At 62.0% G+C, this 17,162-nt stretch carries 17 protein-coding genes; 7 read left to right on the forward strand and 10 right to left on the reverse strand.

What is annotated here, in order from left to right; genetic code table 11:
* Positions 1-55: 55 nt before the first annotated feature.
* The 4 genes from H1B27_RS00965 to H1B27_RS00980 are packed head-to-tail and all read right to left on the reverse strand — an operon-like array spanning position 56 to position 3,524.
* Complete coding sequence (locus H1B27_RS00965; protein WP_246515041.1) at positions 56-1,093, reverse strand: branched-chain amino acid ABC transporter permease; 1,038 nt, start codon at positions 1,091-1,093, stop codon at positions 56-58.
* Between the two features lie 39 nt (positions 1,094-1,132).
* On the reverse strand, positions 1,133-2,047 hold the full coding sequence (locus H1B27_RS00970; protein ID WP_061883584.1) for a branched-chain amino acid ABC transporter permease: 915 nt from the start codon (positions 2,045-2,047) through the stop codon (positions 1,133-1,135).
* Between the two features lie 2 nt (positions 2,048-2,049).
* A complete protein-coding gene (locus H1B27_RS00975) occupies positions 2,050-2,772 on the reverse strand; it encodes an ABC transporter ATP-binding protein (RefSeq protein ID WP_197964629.1) in 723 nt (240 codons plus the stop codon).
* Complete coding sequence (locus tag H1B27_RS00980; protein WP_246515043.1) at positions 2,769-3,524, reverse strand: ABC transporter ATP-binding protein; 756 nt, start codon at positions 3,522-3,524, stop codon at positions 2,769-2,771. The genes H1B27_RS00975 and H1B27_RS00980 overlap by 4 nt, the downstream gene beginning before the upstream one ends.
* Positions 3,525-3,645: 121 nt before the next feature.
* Here H1B27_RS00980 and H1B27_RS40750 point away from each other — a divergent pair, with 121 nt between their 5' ends.
* Positions 3,646-3,774 carry a hypothetical protein gene (locus H1B27_RS40750; protein ID WP_283816912.1) on the forward strand — a complete coding sequence of 43 codons (129 nt, stop codon included), beginning with the start codon at positions 3,646-3,648 and terminating at the stop codon, positions 3,772-3,774.
* A gap of 8 nt (positions 3,775-3,782) precedes the next feature.
* Here H1B27_RS40750 and H1B27_RS00985 read toward each other — a convergent pair whose 3' ends face one another.
* Together H1B27_RS00985 and H1B27_RS00990 are read right to left on the reverse strand one after the other, a co-directional pair.
* Positions 3,783-4,739: a phosphotransferase enzyme family protein gene (locus tag H1B27_RS00985; protein ID WP_246515045.1), complete on the reverse strand. Its 957-nt coding sequence runs from the start codon at positions 4,737-4,739 to the stop codon at positions 3,783-3,785.
* A gap of 23 nt (positions 4,740-4,762) precedes the next feature.
* Entirely contained in the window at positions 4,763-4,990 is a 228-nt protein-coding gene (locus tag H1B27_RS00990) for a hypothetical protein (protein WP_246515047.1), read from the reverse strand.
* Between the two features lie 316 nt (positions 4,991-5,306).
* Between H1B27_RS00990 and H1B27_RS00995 the strand changes: the two genes are divergently transcribed.
* The 4 genes from H1B27_RS00995 to H1B27_RS01010 all read left to right on the forward strand — a co-directional run bounded on the left by H1B27_RS00995 (position 5,307) and on the right by H1B27_RS01010 (position 10,705).
* The gene (locus H1B27_RS00995) at positions 5,307-6,869 is read left to right on the forward strand and encodes an ABC transporter substrate-binding protein (RefSeq protein ID WP_197964632.1); all 1,563 of its coding nucleotides are present in this window, start codon (positions 5,307-5,309) and stop codon (positions 6,867-6,869) included.
* Positions 6,870-6,982: 113 nt separating this feature from the next.
* Positions 6,983-7,963, forward strand: coding sequence for an ABC transporter permease (locus H1B27_RS01000; protein WP_061883578.1), 981 nt, complete (start codon positions 6,983-6,985; stop codon positions 7,961-7,963).
* Positions 7,964-7,965: 2 nt separating this feature from the next.
* Positions 7,966-8,883, forward strand: a complete 918-nt coding sequence (locus H1B27_RS01005; RefSeq protein WP_197964633.1) for an ABC transporter permease — start codon at positions 7,966-7,968, stop codon at positions 8,881-8,883.
* Position 8,884: 1 nt separating this feature from the next.
* Positions 8,885-10,705, forward strand: a complete 1,821-nt coding sequence (locus H1B27_RS01010) for an ABC transporter ATP-binding protein (RefSeq protein WP_197964634.1) — start codon at positions 8,885-8,887, stop codon at positions 10,703-10,705.
* A 3-nt stretch (positions 10,706-10,708) separates the two neighbouring features.
* Here H1B27_RS01010 and H1B27_RS01015 read toward each other — a convergent pair whose 3' ends face one another.
* The gene (locus tag H1B27_RS01015) at positions 10,709-12,115 is read right to left on the reverse strand and encodes an amidase (protein WP_197964635.1); all 1,407 of its coding nucleotides are present in this window, start codon (positions 12,113-12,115) and stop codon (positions 10,709-10,711) included.
* Positions 12,116-12,303: 188 nt separating this feature from the next.
* On the opposite strand from H1B27_RS01015, the gene H1B27_RS01020 reads away from it, so the two are divergent.
* A complete protein-coding gene (locus H1B27_RS01020; RefSeq protein WP_246515049.1) occupies positions 12,304-13,323 on the forward strand; it encodes a phosphotransferase in 1,020 nt (339 codons plus the stop codon).
* Positions 13,320-14,276, forward strand: coding sequence for a choline/ethanolamine kinase family protein (locus tag H1B27_RS01025; RefSeq protein WP_061883574.1), 957 nt, complete (start codon positions 13,320-13,322; stop codon positions 14,274-14,276). Before H1B27_RS01020 ends, H1B27_RS01025 begins: the two co-directional genes overlap by 4 nt.
* A 20-nt stretch (positions 14,277-14,296) precedes the next feature.
* On the opposite strand, the gene H1B27_RS01030 is transcribed toward H1B27_RS01025, so the two are convergent.
* From H1B27_RS01030 to H1B27_RS01040, 3 genes are all read right to left on the reverse strand, one after another.
* Positions 14,297-15,088: an inositol monophosphatase family protein gene (locus H1B27_RS01030; RefSeq protein ID WP_197964636.1), complete on the reverse strand. Its 792-nt coding sequence runs from the start codon at positions 15,086-15,088 to the stop codon at positions 14,297-14,299.
* Positions 15,089-15,153: 65 nt separating this feature from the next.
* Positions 15,154-16,185 carry a helix-turn-helix domain-containing protein gene (locus H1B27_RS01035; RefSeq protein ID WP_197964637.1) on the reverse strand — a complete coding sequence of 344 codons (1,032 nt, stop codon included), beginning with the start codon at positions 16,183-16,185 and terminating at the stop codon, positions 15,154-15,156.
* Between the two features lie 13 nt (positions 16,186-16,198).
* Positions 16,199-17,035 (reverse strand): DeoR/GlpR family DNA-binding transcription regulator, encoded by an 837-nt coding sequence (locus H1B27_RS01040; RefSeq protein WP_245312270.1) that lies wholly within the window; start codon positions 17,033-17,035, stop codon positions 16,199-16,201.
* Between the last annotated feature and the right edge of the window lie 127 nt (positions 17,036-17,162).

Below are 17,162 nucleotides of genomic sequence, written 5' to 3' on the forward strand. Positions count from 1 at the left end.
GACGCCTAGTGTTCTCGCAAGACGCATAACCATTCCTCCAGGTGTGCAGTAACATTCAGTTCAGTTCCTTCACCGCCGTCTGCACAGGGCGCGACAATCGTCGCAGCATCGGCCAGCCGCGCCAGGAAAACTCCCGGTTGCGGGTGAGGCCGGCCGGCAGATACGTCAGGATGACGATGGTGATGATTCCGATCGCGATCTCCTGAGCCCCGTTCGGCAGTGCCACCTTGAGTGTGCCGAGGCTGATGCCCTTTTCGAGGTTGCGGAAGAACTCGATCAGCACCGAGATTGCGACCACGCCGGTGACTGCCCCGCTGAGGCTGTACATGCCGCCGACGACCAGCATCGACAGGGTGATGAAGGTCGTCCGCAGATAAAAGGCACCGGGGTTGACGATGCTGAGGAAGTGCGCGTAGAGCGCGCCGGCGATGCCGATGATGAAGGCGCTGACCACGAACGCGATCAGCCGTTCACGAACGATGTCGATTCCGGAGGCGCTGGCGGCGACGGACTCGTCGCGTGTGGCGCGAAGCGCGAGCCCGGAGCGGGAGGTCGCGTAGAGGTACGCGATCGCGATCGCAACCGCCGCACCCAGCCAGCCAATCCATACGTTCATGGTCGGTGGTATGCCGACGATCGAACCTTGTCCGCCCGTGACTGAATCCCAGTTCGAGTAGACGTTGTTGACGACGCCAAGCAGTCCGAAGGTCGCGATCGAGGCTGCAATCCCCGACAGGCGCATGATGACGCGCCCGACGACGAGCGCGACCAACGCCGCGAACACGCCCGAAATGGGTGTGGCGACCCACATCGGCAATTGCGTATGCAGAAGCCATGTGGGCAGTCCCTTGAGCGTGATCGACTTCATCACGGGCGGAATCGCGAGCCAGGCGGTCATGTAGGCGCCGAGGCACATGAAGCTGATGTGCCCGAACGACAGCAGGCCGGAATTTCCGACAAAAACGTAGAGGCCGACGACCACCATGATGTTGATGAACATCTCGACGGCAGTCCGGTTGAACGCGCGGCTGCCGAATTGATAACTCAGCGTAGCCATGATGAGCAGCACGACGATCAGCAGGATCGGGGTCATGATCGTTTGCCGGATGACAGACGGCCGCTTTGACATCGATCAGACCCTCTGCTTGGCGGATTTCGGTGCAAACAGGCCCTGTGGCCGCACCAGAAGGACGACGATCACCGCGCCATAGACGAAGGCATCACGAAAGACGCGCGCGTCGTGCGGCAATGTTGCCTGGAAGACGACACTGGCGGCACCAATGATGAAGCCGCCCGCGACGGCGCCGGGCACACTGCCGAGACCGCCGATCACGGTGGCGATGAAGGCGATCAGCATGACGTTGGCGCCCATGTTGATGTCGGCGGTGCCGGAGATGGTCGCCAGGATCAATCCGATCGCTGCGGCCAGCATGCCGCTGATGGCAAAGGCCAGCAGGATGACGCCGTTGGCGCGGACTCCGAGCATGCGCGCCATGGTGAAATTGTCGGCCGCAGCGCGCATCTCCAGGCCATAGCGCGTGCGCTTGAGAAACAGCACGAGCACGGCGAGTGCGGCCAGCGTGATCACGATGGTCACGACTTGCAGCATCGGTATATGGGCGCCGAGAAAATCGACGGGCAGGCCGAGGCCCGGCCAAAGCGTGATGGATTTCGGGCGGCTCGAATAGAGCATCAGCAGCAGGTGCCGGATGACGAATCCGAGGGCGAAGGACGCAATCATCATGGTCGCCGGGTTGGCGTTGCGGAAACGGCGGAATACGATGATCTCCGACAGGATCGACAGTGCCGCGCCGATGATCAGCAAGAGCGGAATCAGGAGATAGAACGGCAGCATTCCGGCGAAAACGACCGCCGTTGCATCGATCGACGGCCATAGCATTGCGAAAACGCAGAACGCTATGAAGTCGCCATGGGCGAAGTTGACGAGCCGCATGACGCCGAAGATCAGGGCAATACCCAGCGCGCCGAGAGCGTAGAGACTGCCGAGGCTCAGCGCGTCGAAGATGATCTGCAGAACCGCCGTCATTCTCAGTGGTCTCCGAAGCCGAAATAGGCCTGCTTCAGGCGCTCGTCCTTGATCATGTCGGCCGCGAGACCCTCGAGGACGATGCGCCCGCCGCGGATCAGAATCATGCGTCCGCCAGTCATCATGGCGCGCGTCGAGCTCTGCTCGACGATCAGCAGCGTCAGCTTGCGCTGCGTCCGTAGCCGCACGAGGATCTCGTAGACCTGATCGATGATCTTGGGTGCAAGTCCCAGCGAAGGCTCGTCGATGGCCATGATGCGCGGGGCCGTCATCAACGCACGACCGATGACGAGCATCTGCTGCTGGCCGCCGGAGAGCATGCCGGCGGCGTCGTGACGGCGATCGGCCAGCATCGGGAACTCGGCGTAGACGGACTCCAGATCGCCGGCGATCTTGTGCCTGTCGGCTCGCATACCGGCGCCGACCTTCAGATTTTCCTCGATGCTCAGTGCGCCGAAGACGTTGCGTCCTTCCGGAACCAGCGAAAATCCCCGCCGGGCGATGTCCTCCGGCGAGGCACCCGTCACTTTGGCGCCGTCCATGGTGATGGAACCCGAGCCCGCCGGCACGACGCCGGCGATCGCGTTCAGCAGGGTCGACTTGCCTGCGCCATTGGGGCCTGTCACGAACAGAACCTCACCCTCGGCGATCCTGAGCGTGACGCCGCGCAAGGCCGTCAGGCGTCCGTAGTTTACGGTGATGTCGTCGACGGCGAGCAGCGTCATGATGCGGCACCCATCTCGGTCGCGAGCGGCGGAATCACTTCGTCGCGCTGCGTACCCATATAGGCATGCCGAACAGCGTCGCTGTCGCGGATCTGCGCAGGAACCCCGACTTCGATGATCTCGCCGGAATCGAGCACGAAGATGCGCTCACAGAGTTCGAGCACGAGGCCAATGTTGTGCTCGATCAGCAGCACACCGACGCCGAGTTCACCGGCGATCCGCCTGATGATGAAGGCCAGATCGTGGCTTTCATGCTCGGACATGCCGGCCGCGGGCTCGTCCAGCAGCAGATAGCGCGGCGTGCACATGATGGCGCGGCCGATGGCGACGCGGCGCTCGTCGGTGTAGGGCAGGGCGCCTGCGATTGTGCTGCCGAGGTGCGAGATGCCAAGCCAAGTCATCACGCGCTCGGCCTCCGTGATCGCCTCGCACCGCGTCTGGCCCATACCCACGCCCGTGACCTCGAGATTGTCCACGACCGGCAGGTCGCGAAAAAGGCGGCCGGACTGAAAGGTGCGCGCGACGCCCTTGCGTCGAAGCTTGTGGGCCGCGATGCCGTTGAGCGCCTCACCTTCCAGGTCGACGGTCCCGGTGCCGACCGGCTGGAAGCCTGTCAGCACGTTGATGAGCGTCGTCTTCCCGGCGCCGTTGGGACCGATCAGTCCGGTGATGCGTCCCCGGGGAACCGTAAGCGTGACCTTGGACAGCGCTTTCAAGCCTTCGAATTGGACGCTGACGTCGCGCGCGCCCAACTCCAAGTCACCGGAAGTCATCTCAACGCCTTCTCACTCGCCGCCAATCACAAACTGAGTTTTGCGTTGAGGGAGACGCTTGTAAAATTAGAAATATCGTTCGTCGATATCGGAAATTATGATGACGTTGACATTCCAGGAATATTTTGTGGCCAAGCAATGCTGGTCGAAGCGCCCTGGAGTCGCGGAACAGCAGGACTGGAGTGAAGGAAAGACCGGCGTGAAGGTAGCAAGCGATCCGGTCGCGTGACGGGGCCATCAAAGCGCTTGCAGGAATCGCTCTCCCATCGCGACGGTTCCGTCGGTGTAGGCCGATCCTAATTGTCGTGCGGTCTCGGTGTCGGAATGCGACGCGATCCATGCCGTCAGCAGCATGCGCCGGAGCATGACGAAAACGGGCAGCATGAGTTCGTCCCCGCGCGAAACCGGCGCAATCTCGCGATACCCGGCGAGCCAAGACGCCTGGAGCTCAGCTACCACGGGCTCATGCTCCATGAAGCTGACGGCGGCGGCAAAGTCGTAGAAGAACCAGGAGAAGCCGCAATCGTCGAAGTCGATCACACCGAGGCGCGGGCCGTCGACGAGAAGGTTGGCCAGCCGCAGATCGGCGTGGACGAGGCCGAACCGGTCGTTTGTGCTTCCGTAGCTGTCAAGACGCTGCTTCAGGGTGTCGGCGACCCTCTCCAGCAATTTCAGGCCATCGTCGCGAAGGCCAAGGCCGGCGCGCCAATCACCCCACAACGGTCGAGTGCCCAACATTGCGTCAAAATCCCAGACCTTCCGCTGAAAGTCCGGCGGTCTCTTCCACCGGCGACTATGCGCGTGAAGTCTGGCGCTGATCGCACCGAGTTTGCCGAACCAGGCGACGAGATCCTCTGATGGATCGGGCTCCTTGCCGCTGAGAAACTCGAATGCCGCAATCTGTCGCGGTGAGCCGTTCAGGACGATCTGAGATAGCGGTCGGGCCTCACCGTCGGCGACCGGGCGAGGCGTGACGACGGCATCTTCCGCGATCAGCGAGTCGATCCAGGCGAGCTCGGACCTGATCTCGGCGGACGTGTGATAGCCGATCCGCTGCACGCGCAGCACCAACCTCCGTCCAGATGCCGGGTCTCGTGCCAGAAACGTTGTGTTCTCGGAATGGCTCAGGAAGGAGATCGTCGATTGTGATGAGAGATTCCAGCGCGGCAAGGCCGCGCCGAGATCGGTCTGCATGCGCGCGATCAAGCTCGGAGTCATCATGAGAGTGAGCCGGGGATCTCGAAAAACTGCGCGGCAGATTGCGTCGGGTTGGTGGTGACGAATGCATAAGGCACGCCCTGCTCATGCCAGGCGCGAAACGCTCTGACCGAACTCGGGATCGCGGTATCTTCGCGATCGGCCACGCCGTCGAAGTCCGAGATGATGCCGCGACGGGTGTGGCAGGCCGGGGACTCCTGTATTTCCAAGGCTGCGATTCCGCTCATTCGAAACACGGGAATTATAGGTTCGCCGTCTCCCCGCCGCTGTTCCGAGCGTCCATTATTCTTGTCCTGCTCAGCGGAGAGGCGCGATTGCCTCTGAGTTGGGCGGTGCATTCTGGATTATCGGAATCCGCCGCGCGCAATCGCCGCATCCGGGAGCGTCAGCAACGGAATCGTGGAGCAGCAGGAATCGGGCGGGCGTGGCCTTTGGTCTACGCTTTGCAGGTTGCGACGAGTTGCGCGAGACGATCGAAACGGCTGAGTGCCCCGCGCCCTCGGCAGCAGTTTCAGCGTTGCCAAAATCATCGAGGGATAGGACATGATCAACCGTAGAGATGTGATGTTAGGGGGGCTCGCCGGTGTTGCAGCGTTCGGCTTCGGACGGGTCAACCCGGACTTTCTGGTCAATTCCGCTTTCGCGGCCGAAGGCAAGGCGCTGCGATTTCTCGGCGCGGAAGCGCTGACCGGCAACTGGGATCCGACCACGCACACCAATCTGGGTCAGTTGATCGTCGAGGGATTCGTCTTCGGCTATCTGACGCGAGCGCCCATGCGGCCGGACAAACCGGACGAACTGATCTTCGAATTGGCCGAGTCCATGACGCCGATCGATGCTTCCACGATGGAGGTCAAGCTGCGAAAGGGCGTCAAGTTTCATGACGGCACGCCGTTTACGGCGGCCGACGTCAAGGCGACATACGAGTATGGCTGCCAGCCCGACCGGCCGGCGCAGTGGTATCCCGGTCTCGTCACCGTTGACGTCGTCGACGATTTCACCTGCCGCATCAATACCAAGGCGCACGGCTATCCGGCGGCGCTCTACTATTATCTCTCTTCGTTCCTTCCGATCATGTCTGCCAAGGACGTCGCCAACAAGGCTCAGTTGTCGGCTCGCATGAACGGCACCGGACCGTACAAATACGTCGAGCAGAAGGGCGACACGACCGTTCTCGCCGCCAACGCCGATTTCTTCCTCGGTGCGCCGAAGATTCCCGGCGTCGAATATCATTTCGTCGGCGACACCACGACCCGAACGCTGTCATTGCTGAATGGCTCTGCGGACATCATCGAGCGGCTGGAGCAGGAGCAGGTCGAGACGATTTCCAAGGATGCTCGCTTCAACATCCACAAGGCGGTGTCGGTCGAGAACAAGTATCTGTTCTTCCGCTGCTCCAAGAAGCCGTTCGACGATCCGCGCATCCGGCTGGCGGCATGCCACTCGATCGACCGCAAGCAGGTGCTGGAGGTGCTTGGCGTCTCCGGAACCTACTCCAAGGCGCATATCTCGCCGGTGAAGTTCGGCTACGCGGAGGTCGCCGATTATCCGGAATTCGACCCAGCCAAGGCCCAGAAGCTGTTGGCGGAGGCCGGCTTCCCGAAGGGCCAGGGCCTTCCCGAACTCACCTATTACACCTCGGTCGGCTTCTACCCGAAGACCAAGGAATATGCCGAACTGATCACCGGCATGCTTCAGGAGCAGGGTTTCAAGGTCAATCTCCAGACCCTCGAAGTCGCGGCCTGGGGTAACCTGCTCTATGACAAGCCGGGCGGCGGCGAAGGCAACATGATCGACTGCGGCTGGTGCACGGGTTCGCCCGAGCCGGATTTGGTGCTGCGCACCCACTTCCACTCGTCGTCGAAGCGCATTACCGGCATCGTCGACAAGGACATTGACGCGGTGCTCGACAAGGAGCGCAACGCCACCTCCATCGAAGAGCGCAAGAAGATCCTCCAGACCGAGACGCTGCCGACCATCGCCAAGAAGGCGCCGGCACATGCGTTGTTCACGTCTGTCTTCATCCACGCCTACAGCAAGAAGCTCGACGGCCTCTACATCTACCCGAACGGCATGCAGGACATGACGAAAGCCAAGCTGGCATGATGATTGCTCCGGCAGGTCGGACGCGTCCGACCTGCCGGTCTTCTCAGGTTGGGTGCAGGTCAGACAACCCCGCCTGCCGGAACTCCCGACGAATGCAAGGGTAGCTCTTCCCGATGTTGATTCTGGAATTCCTGGTCAAGCGGATCGCGCAGGGCCTCCTGATCGTCTTCATCACCTCGTTGATCATCTTTACACTGTTGCGCGTGGTTCCAGGCGATCCCGTCCGCCTGATCGTCGGCGGCATGGCGCCGCCCGATGTGGTCGAGAAGGTGGCGACCAAGATGGGGCTGCGCGATCCCATCATCGTGCAATACGGCCGCTATATGCGCGGTCTGCTCCAGGGCGACCTCGGACAATCCTATCTGCGGCCGCGCAGCGGCATGATTGCTGCCGGCGGGCAATATGTCGATCCGACCAAGTCGGACATGGCGCCCGTGACCGACCTCATTCTCGAACGCTTGCCGTTCACGCTCCAATTGGGCGGCATGGCCCTGTTGTTCGCGCTGTTGATCTCGTTTCCGGTCGGAATAGCCGGTGGCCTGCATCAGCATCGATGGCAGAACGCCCTGGCGTTCGGCATGCAATCGCTGTTCGTGTCGATACCGAATTTCTGGCTCGCGATTGTTCTGATCCTGTTTCTGTCGGTCAAGCTGAAGCTGCTTCCGGCGCTCGGCTACCAGGGGTTCTCTTATGTCATTCTTCCGGCCGTGGTGCTGGCGGTGGAGATCGCGCCCTTCATCATCCGGACGCTGACGACGTCGCTCGGTGAGGTGATGCAGGCGCCGTTCATCGATGAAGCCCGGGTTCGCGGCCTGTCGCGCCGCCGCATCGTCTATTCCCATGCTCTGCGTAATGCAGCGGTGCCGCTGGTCAACCTGCTCGGGATCCAGCTTTCGACCCTGATCGGCGGAGTGCTGGTGATCGAATACATCTTCGATTATCCGGGCCTCGGCAATTTGACCGTCGTGTCCGTGGTCGGGCGTGATTTCCCAGTCATCCAGGGCATCGCCATTACGACCAGCGCGGTGTTTGTCTTCATCAATATCATCGTGGACCTGGTCGCTTATCTCATCGATCCTCGTGTGGAGATCTGACCATGACGGCCACCACGGTCATTGCTGCGGAGCCCGAGCCCCGATCGGCCCGCGTCAGGTCGGTCAATCGGCGTATCCTGGCTGCAGCCTGGGGCATGTCGAGCTTCAAGATCGGTTTCTTTGTCTTCATCGCGCTATTGCTTGCGTCCGCGATCTATCCCGAGGTGTCCTCGGTCAGCGCCACCAAGATGGTGGTGAAGGACAAATTCCTGGCGCCGGTCTATCTCGGCGACAAATGGACCTGGGATCACCTGCTGGGCACGGATCAGCTCGGCCGTGACATGCTGATGCGCAGCTTGATCGGGCTGCGCTATTCACTGCTCGTCGGCATCGTCACCGTGCTCCTGATCTTCATCATTGGCTGCGGCCTCGGCCTGTTCGCAGGCTTCAAGGGCAAGTGGTGGGACACCATCATCATGCGGATCACCGACGCCCAGCTCTCGATTCCGATGATCATCCTGGCGATCACGATTCTCGGCGTGTCGCGGCCGACCGTCCCGACGATCATCATCGTGCTGGCGCTGTCCGGCTGGCCGCTTTATGCCCGAGTGGCCCGCAGTGCCGCCGTCGCCGAGCGCGGCAAGGAATATGTGCGCGGTCTGCGCGTGCTTGGGGCCGGGGATTGGCGGATTCTGCTGTTGTTCGCGGCGCCCAACATCCTGCCGCCGATCGCGTTCGTCGCGGTGCTCGACGTTGCACGCATGATGATCTTCGAAGCGATCCTGGGCTTCCTTGGGCTCGGCATTCAGCCGCCGACCCCAAGCTTTGGCAGTATCATCGCCGATTCTCGCAAATATCTGCTCAATGCCTGGTGGATCGGAACCATCCCGGGCATCTTCCTCGCCGTCGCGCTCACCTCGATCAATCTCATGGGCTCGGCGCTGGAAAAGGCGCGCAACCGCATCTATGGAGGTCTCTGATATGGATCTCTCGCTCATTCTCGAAATCGACGATCTGACGGTTGGTGCCACGACACCGGCGGCGGCTCCGATTCTCGATCGCATCAGTTTCCGCCTCAGCACGTCGGAGATTTTCGGCGTCTACGGAGAGAGCGGCGCCGGGAAGACGGTGCTGAGCCGCGCGCTGGCGAACTGGTTGCCGGAGAGCCTGGAATATCGCGCCGGACGGGTCGCCTTCGCCGGACACGACATCCTCGGCACCGGAGCGCGCGAAGTCCGGATCGGGCGCGACATCGCCTATATCGGCTCCAAGCCGCAGAGTTCACTCGATCCGACCGTGCCGGTCGGCGTCCAGATCGCGGAGAAGCTGCACAGCGTAAGGCCTGAATGGAACGGGCGCGAGTGCCGCGACCGGGTCATGCAGTTGCTCGACGAGGTCCGCATCCCGTCGACGAAGGAACGCTACTGGGACTACCCGTCGAAATTCTCCGGCGGCATGATGCAGCGCGCGATGATCGTGGACGCCATTTGCGCCGAACCCGCCGTGCTCATCGCCGACAACGTGACCCAGCCGCTGGACGTCACCATTGCCGCGCAGATCGTGGCTTTGCTCCATGACCTCTGCACGCGGCACAAGATGGCGACGATCTATTTGTCCTCCTCCTTGCCGACGCTCGGGCAGTTCGGCGATCGGACGGCCGTGCTGTACCAGGGCCGGTTCGTTGAGCAACAGGCGTTCGCCGAACTGCTGGCTTCGCCGCAATCCGACTACACGCGCAAGGCCATCGCGAGCGTGCCGCGGATGTGGGAGACGGCGGAGGGCCCGCTTGCTCGCCGTCAGGCTCAAGGCGAAGCCCCGTTGATGAAGGTGGAGAATGTCCATCGTACCTATCGTGCCCGCAAGCGCGGCACTTTCAACACCTACAGCAACGTGCAGGCCGTGCGTGGCGTGACACTCGATATCATGCCACGCGAGAATTTCGGGATTGTCGGGGAATCCGGCTGCGGCAAGTCGACCCTGACCCGCCTGCTGGCCTGGCTGGAGACGCCCGACAGCGGCAGCATCGTCTTGAACGGGACCTCCCTCGGCGCTCTGTCATCGCGGGACCTGATCCGCAAGCGCAACGAGTTCCAGCTTCTCCTGCAAGATCCCTACAATGCCTTGCCGCCGCGCACCACGGTCGGCCGCATGATCGAGGAAAGTCTCCTGATCCGGGGCAGTTTCAAGCGCGCCGATTTGCGAAAGCGGGTGATCGCGGCGATGGCCGAAGTCGGTCTCGCCGCCGAGCTGTATGATCAGTTGCCCAATGCGCTCTCGACCGGCGAGCGCCAGCGCATCTCGATCGCGCGAGCCCTGATTCTCGATCCCAAGCTCCTGATCCTCGACGAGACCCTGTCGGCGCTGGATCAGCGCGAGCAGGGCAGGCTGATCGAGCTGTTCTCGAAATTGCAGGATAAGAACGACCTCACCTATGTCTTCATCTCGCACGATCTGGCGATGGTGCGGAAGGTCTGCACCCGGATCGCCGTGATGTATCTCGGCGAGATGGTCGAGATTGCCGACAACCGCGATCTGTTCTTCGATCCGCAGCATCCCTATACCAAGGCGTTGCTGTCGGCAGCCCCCACTCTGGAAGAGAAGCCGTTTGATGCCTCCGATTTCCTGCTGGAGGGCGAGCCGCCCAGCCCGATCGACATCCCGGCGGGTTGCAGCTTTGCGTCGCGCTGTCCGAAGGCATTCGGCCGCTGCCGGGTGGAGACGCCGAGGCTTGTCGAGCATTCGCCCGGGCGCCTTGCCGCCTGTCACCTTCTCGATGGCGATGAGGCGCAGGCCGCGGCCTGACCGTCAGGACCGCGGCTTGAAAGGCCAATCCATCGCGACGGGACGCATATCCTCAAGCGCCTTGGTCACCTGCAGCACGCCAAGATCATCGAAGCGATGGCCGATGACCTGGACACCGATCGGCAGATGTCGGGAATCGAACGCCATGCAGACCGTGGCGGCGGGCTGGCAGGTCTGGTTGAACATGGCCGTGAAGAGCGTGTGCTCGAGCGGCATTTCGCGAGAGACGCCGGGTTCCTCGGCCGGAAAGTTCACCACCGGCAGCGTCGGTGAGATGACATAGTCCCAGCCTTCGAAGGCCCCCAGCAGCGCCGCCTTCATTTTGGCGATCTGCCCCAGGGCCCGGTAAAGGTCGGTGCCCGAGTGCTTTGCTCCACCCAGGGACCAGGCGCGAACGAAGGGATTGATGTCGCGAGGAGTGTCAGTATGTGAGGGCAGTGACGTGTATTCGAGATAGCCGCGGACCTGGAGGAACAGGTCGATGGCTTCATAGGCGTCATGATCGAGCGGCGAGGTGAACGGTTCGACGTTGGCGCCTGCGCCGGCGAGCAGCTTTCCGGCCGCCTCGACGGTCTCGCGCACGGCCGCCTCTGGCTTCATGCCAAAGCCCATGTCGGTGAGGACGCCGATCCTCAATCCCTTCACGTCGCGCTTGAGACGCTCGTGATAGCGCACGCCATCGGCGGGGAGGCTCCAGGTGTCGCGCTCGTCCTGCCGCGTCAGCACGGTCAGCAGGCGGGCGATATCGTCGACGCTGCGGCCCATGGGACCGGCCATGCGCATGGTATCGGCGGGCAGATGCGGGACGCGCCCGTGGGTGGGCTTCAGTCCGGCGAGGCCGCAATGCGCGGCCGGAAGGCGGACGGAGCCCGCGATATCCGTGCCGACGGAGACATATCCGGCGCCGGCAGCGATGGAGGCGCCGGCGCCGGCCGACGAGCCGCCGGTGTTCCAGGCAAGCCCCCAGGGGTTGCGGGTGATGCCGTGCAGCGAGCTGATGCCTGATGCCATCAGGCCACAATCCGGCATCGTGGTCTTTGCAAAGATCACCGCGCCGGCTTCGCGCAACGCGATCGCCGGTGGTGAATCATAGTTTGAGGGCGGCAGGGCGCGGTTGGCCCCGATACCATGAAAGTAGGGCCAGCCGACCATGGCGACGCTATCCTTGACGGTCATCGGAACGCCATCGAGCGGACCCAGCGCAGCCCCGGCCTTCCATCGCGCTTCCGAGCGTAGCGCGCTGGCCATGGCCTGCTCCGGACGGAAGCAGAACAGGGCGTTGATCGCTGTATTGACGTTCTCGGAATGGCTGAGGGTGGCTCGTAGCACCTCCACCGGCGATAGCGCCCGCGAGGCGTAAGCGTCTGTCAGCTCGGCAAGGCTCATCCCGATCAATTCTGCAGCGGACATGTGGGCCTCAATGGGTAGCGTCCCGGGTCACTGTCCGGATAGCGAAAATGACCTGCGTTGGGGTAGGGCCGCTGCGTCAACGGCATGATTTGGTGGAGCCCGAGGCATCCCTTTTGCATCTGTCCTGATCAAAATTTGTCCTGATCAAAATCTGTCTTGATCAAAATCTGTCTTGATCAAAATCTGTCTTGATCAAATTTGGCAGACACGAAGGTCGGCTGAACGGCAATCGCAAGAGATCAGAAGTCGCCATGAGTCAATCTGGAACGGAATTGGCCACCATCCGGAATTCCATTGCCGAGCTCCCCGGATGGGGGGCTGGAGATGTCGTGATCGAACCTGCCATCCCGATCCTGGCTTCGCCAAGCTGGCGAGGTGTCGACGGCTTTCCGTGGCGCGCCACCAGGAAGGGCCGTAGCGAAAGCATCTTCATCAAGAGCATGGATCGTGATGCCGAGCTCTATATCGACGTCGCGTGCGCCTTCGAGGCGGCGCAGCGTGCATCCGATCTCGGCATCGGGCCCAAAGTTCTGATGGCCGACCCGAAGGCGGGACTGCTGGTGATGGAGGATCTCAACATGGGCTGGCGGGTCGGTACATTGGAACGGATGCTCGAGCCCGATATTGTCGACGCCGTCATTGCGGCGATGCGCCTGTTTCAATCCGGACCGCCGTTGCCGCGCCGCAGAAGTGTCTTTGATGAGATCGAGGATTTCTACGCTGCGGCGGCAGCTGCGAAAGCCCAGTTGCCGTCGGATGCTGAATGGCTGGTCAAGGAGTTGCTGTTTGCGGCCGAAGCCTTCCGGACGCTGGATATCAAGGCGGTGCCGATCCATGGCGACGGCAATGTTTCGAATATCCTGATCAGCGACGCGGGCGAGGTCCGTCTGATCGACTGGGATCGCGCGACAACGACCGACCCGTTGGAGGATATCGGCAGCTTCCTCGTCGAGGCCTGTGCACAGGAGCCTGAGGCGCGCGACATCTTCACCCGTAGCACCGGGACGTTCGAGGAGGCTGCGTTCAACCGTGCGCGGATTTATGGCGTAGCTGATGATCTGCGCTGGGGATTGATCGGCGCGCTGCTCGCCGCCAAATCGGCGCGTAATACGCTGGAGTTCTACAAATTCGCCAGTTGGCGCTTCGTGCGTTGCCGCATGGCGGTTCGGGAGCCCCGCTTTGGCGAGATGCTTCGGAGGATCGCATGACCGTTCGCAGAAAAGTTGGCGAGGGGACCACGGTTCACGAGCGCAATGTCGAAGCCGCCATCGCCCGCGTCCCGCAATGGAACGGCAAGAAGGGCGCCTATGCGCCGCTGGTCGGAGGCCTGTCGAACCAGAACTGGCTGGTCGAGATTTCCGGCGACGGGCGCCGCTATTTCGTCAAGGTGCCGGGCGAAGGCTCGGAGATGTTCATCAATCGCGTCACCGCCAACGAGGCCGCGCGCAATGCCCATGCTATGGGTGTCGGGCCGGAGGTGATCTTCTTCGACGCGGCGGATGGGCTGGAGATCAGCGAATTTCTGGAGGGCTATCGCGCCTGCACGAATGCCGATTTCGGCGATCCCGCCATCCAGTCCGACGTTCTCGCTCTCTATCGCCGCTTGCATGGCGGCCCGAAGCTCGGCCAGACCAAGACAATCTTCGACATGATTGAGGAACATATCGAGCAGGGCAAGGAACTGGGGGCGCATTTCCCGCAGGACATGCCCTGGCTGATGCATCGCTACAATCAGGCCAAGTCGGCTTTCCTGGCGTCGGGCCTCGACCTCGTGCCATGCTTCAACGATCCCATGCCTGGGAATTTCCTCATTTCGGCTGAAACCGGCGCGCCCAGGCCGATGAAGCTGATCGACTACGAATTTGCCTCCAACAATGAGCGCAGCTACGAGCTCGGCGTGCTGTTTGCCGAAATGTTCTTCGACGAGAAGCTGACGGAAGCGCTCATCGAGCAATATCTCGGCGAGGCTCGTCCGCAGATGATTGCGCGCGTCATTCTCAACCGTGCGCTCGCGGACATGAAATGGGCCTCATGGGCGGTCGTCAACCGCAAGCTCAACACCTGGGATTTCGACTACCAGAAATACGGCGTCTGGAAATACATGCGCGCCCACGACGTGATGTATGACCCGCGCTGGGACAGCTGGTTACGGTTGGTGTGAGCCTGGCCCGGCCGTCTCTTCTATTGCTTCAGGACCGTCAGGGCCTGCTTGAGCAGGCTGTCGTTCGCGGCGGCGATCACGCGTCCGTCGGAGTCCGGCGTGAGTGGCCGCCCATCCCAGTCGCGTATGATTCCGCCGGCGCCCTCGACCACGGGAATCAATGCCATGAAGTCGAACGACTTGAGCGACGTCTCGACGACGAGATCGCAATGGCCGGATGCCAGCAGGCCGTACTGATAGCAATCGCCGCCGAATCGTCGGAACATGGCCTTCTTGCTCAGCAAGTCGTAGCGAGCCCAATCCTGCGACGTAAAGAAGTCCGGTGAGGATGTATAGATTTGTGCGTCTTCCAGTCTTGCCGTGCGACTCGCTTTTGCGGGCTTGCCATTGAACGTGACCCCACGCGGCGTGCCGTACCACCGTTCGGCCAGCGCCGGCATGTCGATCATGCCGGCGACTACCGCGCCCTTGTGCTCGTCGGCGAGCGCGACAAGCGTGCCGAACAGCGGCATTCCGGAGATGAAGCTCTTCGTTCCGTCGATCGGATCGAGATACCAGGTGTAGCGATCGCCCAAGGTCGATCCCATCTCCTCCCCGAGGATGCCGTGATCGGGGAAGCGGGCGCTGATCAGGCGCCGTAGTTCCACTTCGATCGCGCGATCGGCGATCGTTACCGGCGTCAAATCCTGCTTGCGCTCGAAATTGGCGCTGGACCGAAAGTGGGTCAACGCGATCCGACCGGCTACGTCGGCGAGTTCATGGAAGAACGAAGCGAGTTCGTCCGCAGAAATCTTGTCTTGAATGTCGTCCAATGCCTGCTCCAGCAGAAAGCACGTCGCGCATGAGCGGCGCAACGGCTGGCCTTCGGAATTCGGCTCTAAACCGTCTCGCGAAGCTCTTGCTTGTGGACGTCCCAATACGGAGATCCGAAAGCCTTGCGCGAGGAGGCCATTCGCGGCGAAGACGATCCGTTCGGTTCGACAGCGCGTGTAGCTGAGCCCGGCCGCGGCGCGGCTTCCTGCGCCTGGCGAACGTCACGCGGGGCCACCTTGAAGTGACGGCTGAAGCAGCGCGAGAAATGCGAGACGTTCTTGAAGCCCACTTCGTAGGCGACCTCTGAGACGGTACGGTGACCCTTGGGATCGGCAACCAGGATTTCGTAGGCTCGCTGCAGCCGCCTGGTCTGCACGAACTGGCTGACTGTGGTCTCGTTGTCCGTGAACAGACTGTAGAGATAGCTCAGCGAGATTCGGCTGCTGGCCGCAATTTTCTTCGGTGACAGGGACTGGTCGCCGAGATGGCTTTCAATGAAATCAACGATCCTGCGGCGCAGATGATAGCGCGCATTGCGGACGTCTGTAGCGGCGCCCCGGTCCTCCGCGCCGATCGTGAGCGCCACGAAGCTGATGACTTCGGTCGCAAGCGCTTGTGGATTCGGCGCCGGAAACTCAATGAACAGCTCGGCCACGCTTCCGATCATCCCGGCCAGAAGGCGGGTCATCTGTTCGTTCGGCTTGAAGCGTCGGCTGATGTGATCCTCGATCGAGACGAGACGTCCGCGCAGCTCCGCAGCCGGGATCCGAAGCACCAGAAAGCGTGCGGCCTTGTCGGACGACAATTCGTAGAAGGCGAGTTCGCTGAGCAGGACATATTCGCCGGCTCGGGCAATGCCGACGCGGCCGTCCTGGCTGAATGCCACACATCCCGTCAGTGGAAAGACAAGCGCATAGGAGGCATCGTGAATGCTGGCGGTGCGTGTCCAGCTGCAAGTGAGGGCTCTATGCGGCTCGACGAGTTCGAGATCCAGGCGTCCGATCCTGGTTCGCTGATGCGGTGCAGGACCCTTGTCTCCGTCACCATCAAGGCCGGTATACTCCTCGCGAGAAGCAAGAGATGTGAGGCTTGCCATGGCTTGGTCTCTCTCAGGGTTGGGCAATGATCACCTCCGTTCCGGCTTCACGGAGTGCCGTTGCCAGAGCTCCTTCCGGTTGCCGGTCGGTAACCAGACGGTCGATATCGGTCCAATGCGCAAATACGGTCAGAGCGCGCTGGTCGAACTTGCTGTGATCGGCGACGAGGATAGCTTCCGCAGCGCGCTTGACCATCGCGCCATAGATCGCACCGGCCTCGTCGTCCGCATCGTTCGCGCCTCGGGCGCTGATGCCTGTCGCGCTCACGATAGCGCGGTTGGCCTCGTAGCTGTTGATGTTGGCGATCGTCTGCGTACCGAACACGTAGCCTTCGGTCGGGTGATAGCGGCCCGGGCAGCACAGCACACGGATCGATGAGTTGACCGCGAGTGCGCCTGCAATCGCATAGTCGTGCGTGATGACCGTGATGTCGCGCGCACGCGAAGCCAACCGTCTGGCGATGTGAAACGTCGTGGCGCCGGCCGCCAGCATCAGGACTTCGTTCGGTAGAACGAGGTCCGCGATCGCGGCGGCGATCGCTTCGCGTTCAGCAATCATGAGCGTCTTGCGATCGGTGAGAGCCGGCTCGAGCGCAAACGGGCGCGAAGCTCCGCCATAGGTCCGGTTGATGAGCTTCTGTTCCTGAAGCTCCACGAGATCTCGGCGTATGGTTTCACCGGATACACCAAGCGCGGCCGCAATCTCGGAGGCGCGCAGAGTAGGGGCGGCGGTGAGTTGCGCGACGATGTGCTTGTGGCGGGCCAGCTTCGAGAGGCGATCGCCATCGCTCTTTCGTGGCCGTTTCTCGGCCGCGGAGGCGTCGCTGGTCAGTAGCGGCTCGCTCGTCATTGAGGTGTCCTCATCTGCCTCGGCCGTCGGGACGAGGAAGTCTTTCTCACGTCGATTTGGAAAGATACACTAATTATGTGGCAAGTCCCTCAAATGTTGGGCAGCAGAGTGCCCAGTATCTCCGCAA

The organism is Bradyrhizobium diversitatis, assembly GCF_016031635.1.
Taxonomy (GTDB): domain Bacteria; phylum Pseudomonadota; class Alphaproteobacteria; order Rhizobiales; family Xanthobacteraceae; genus Bradyrhizobium; species Bradyrhizobium diversitatis.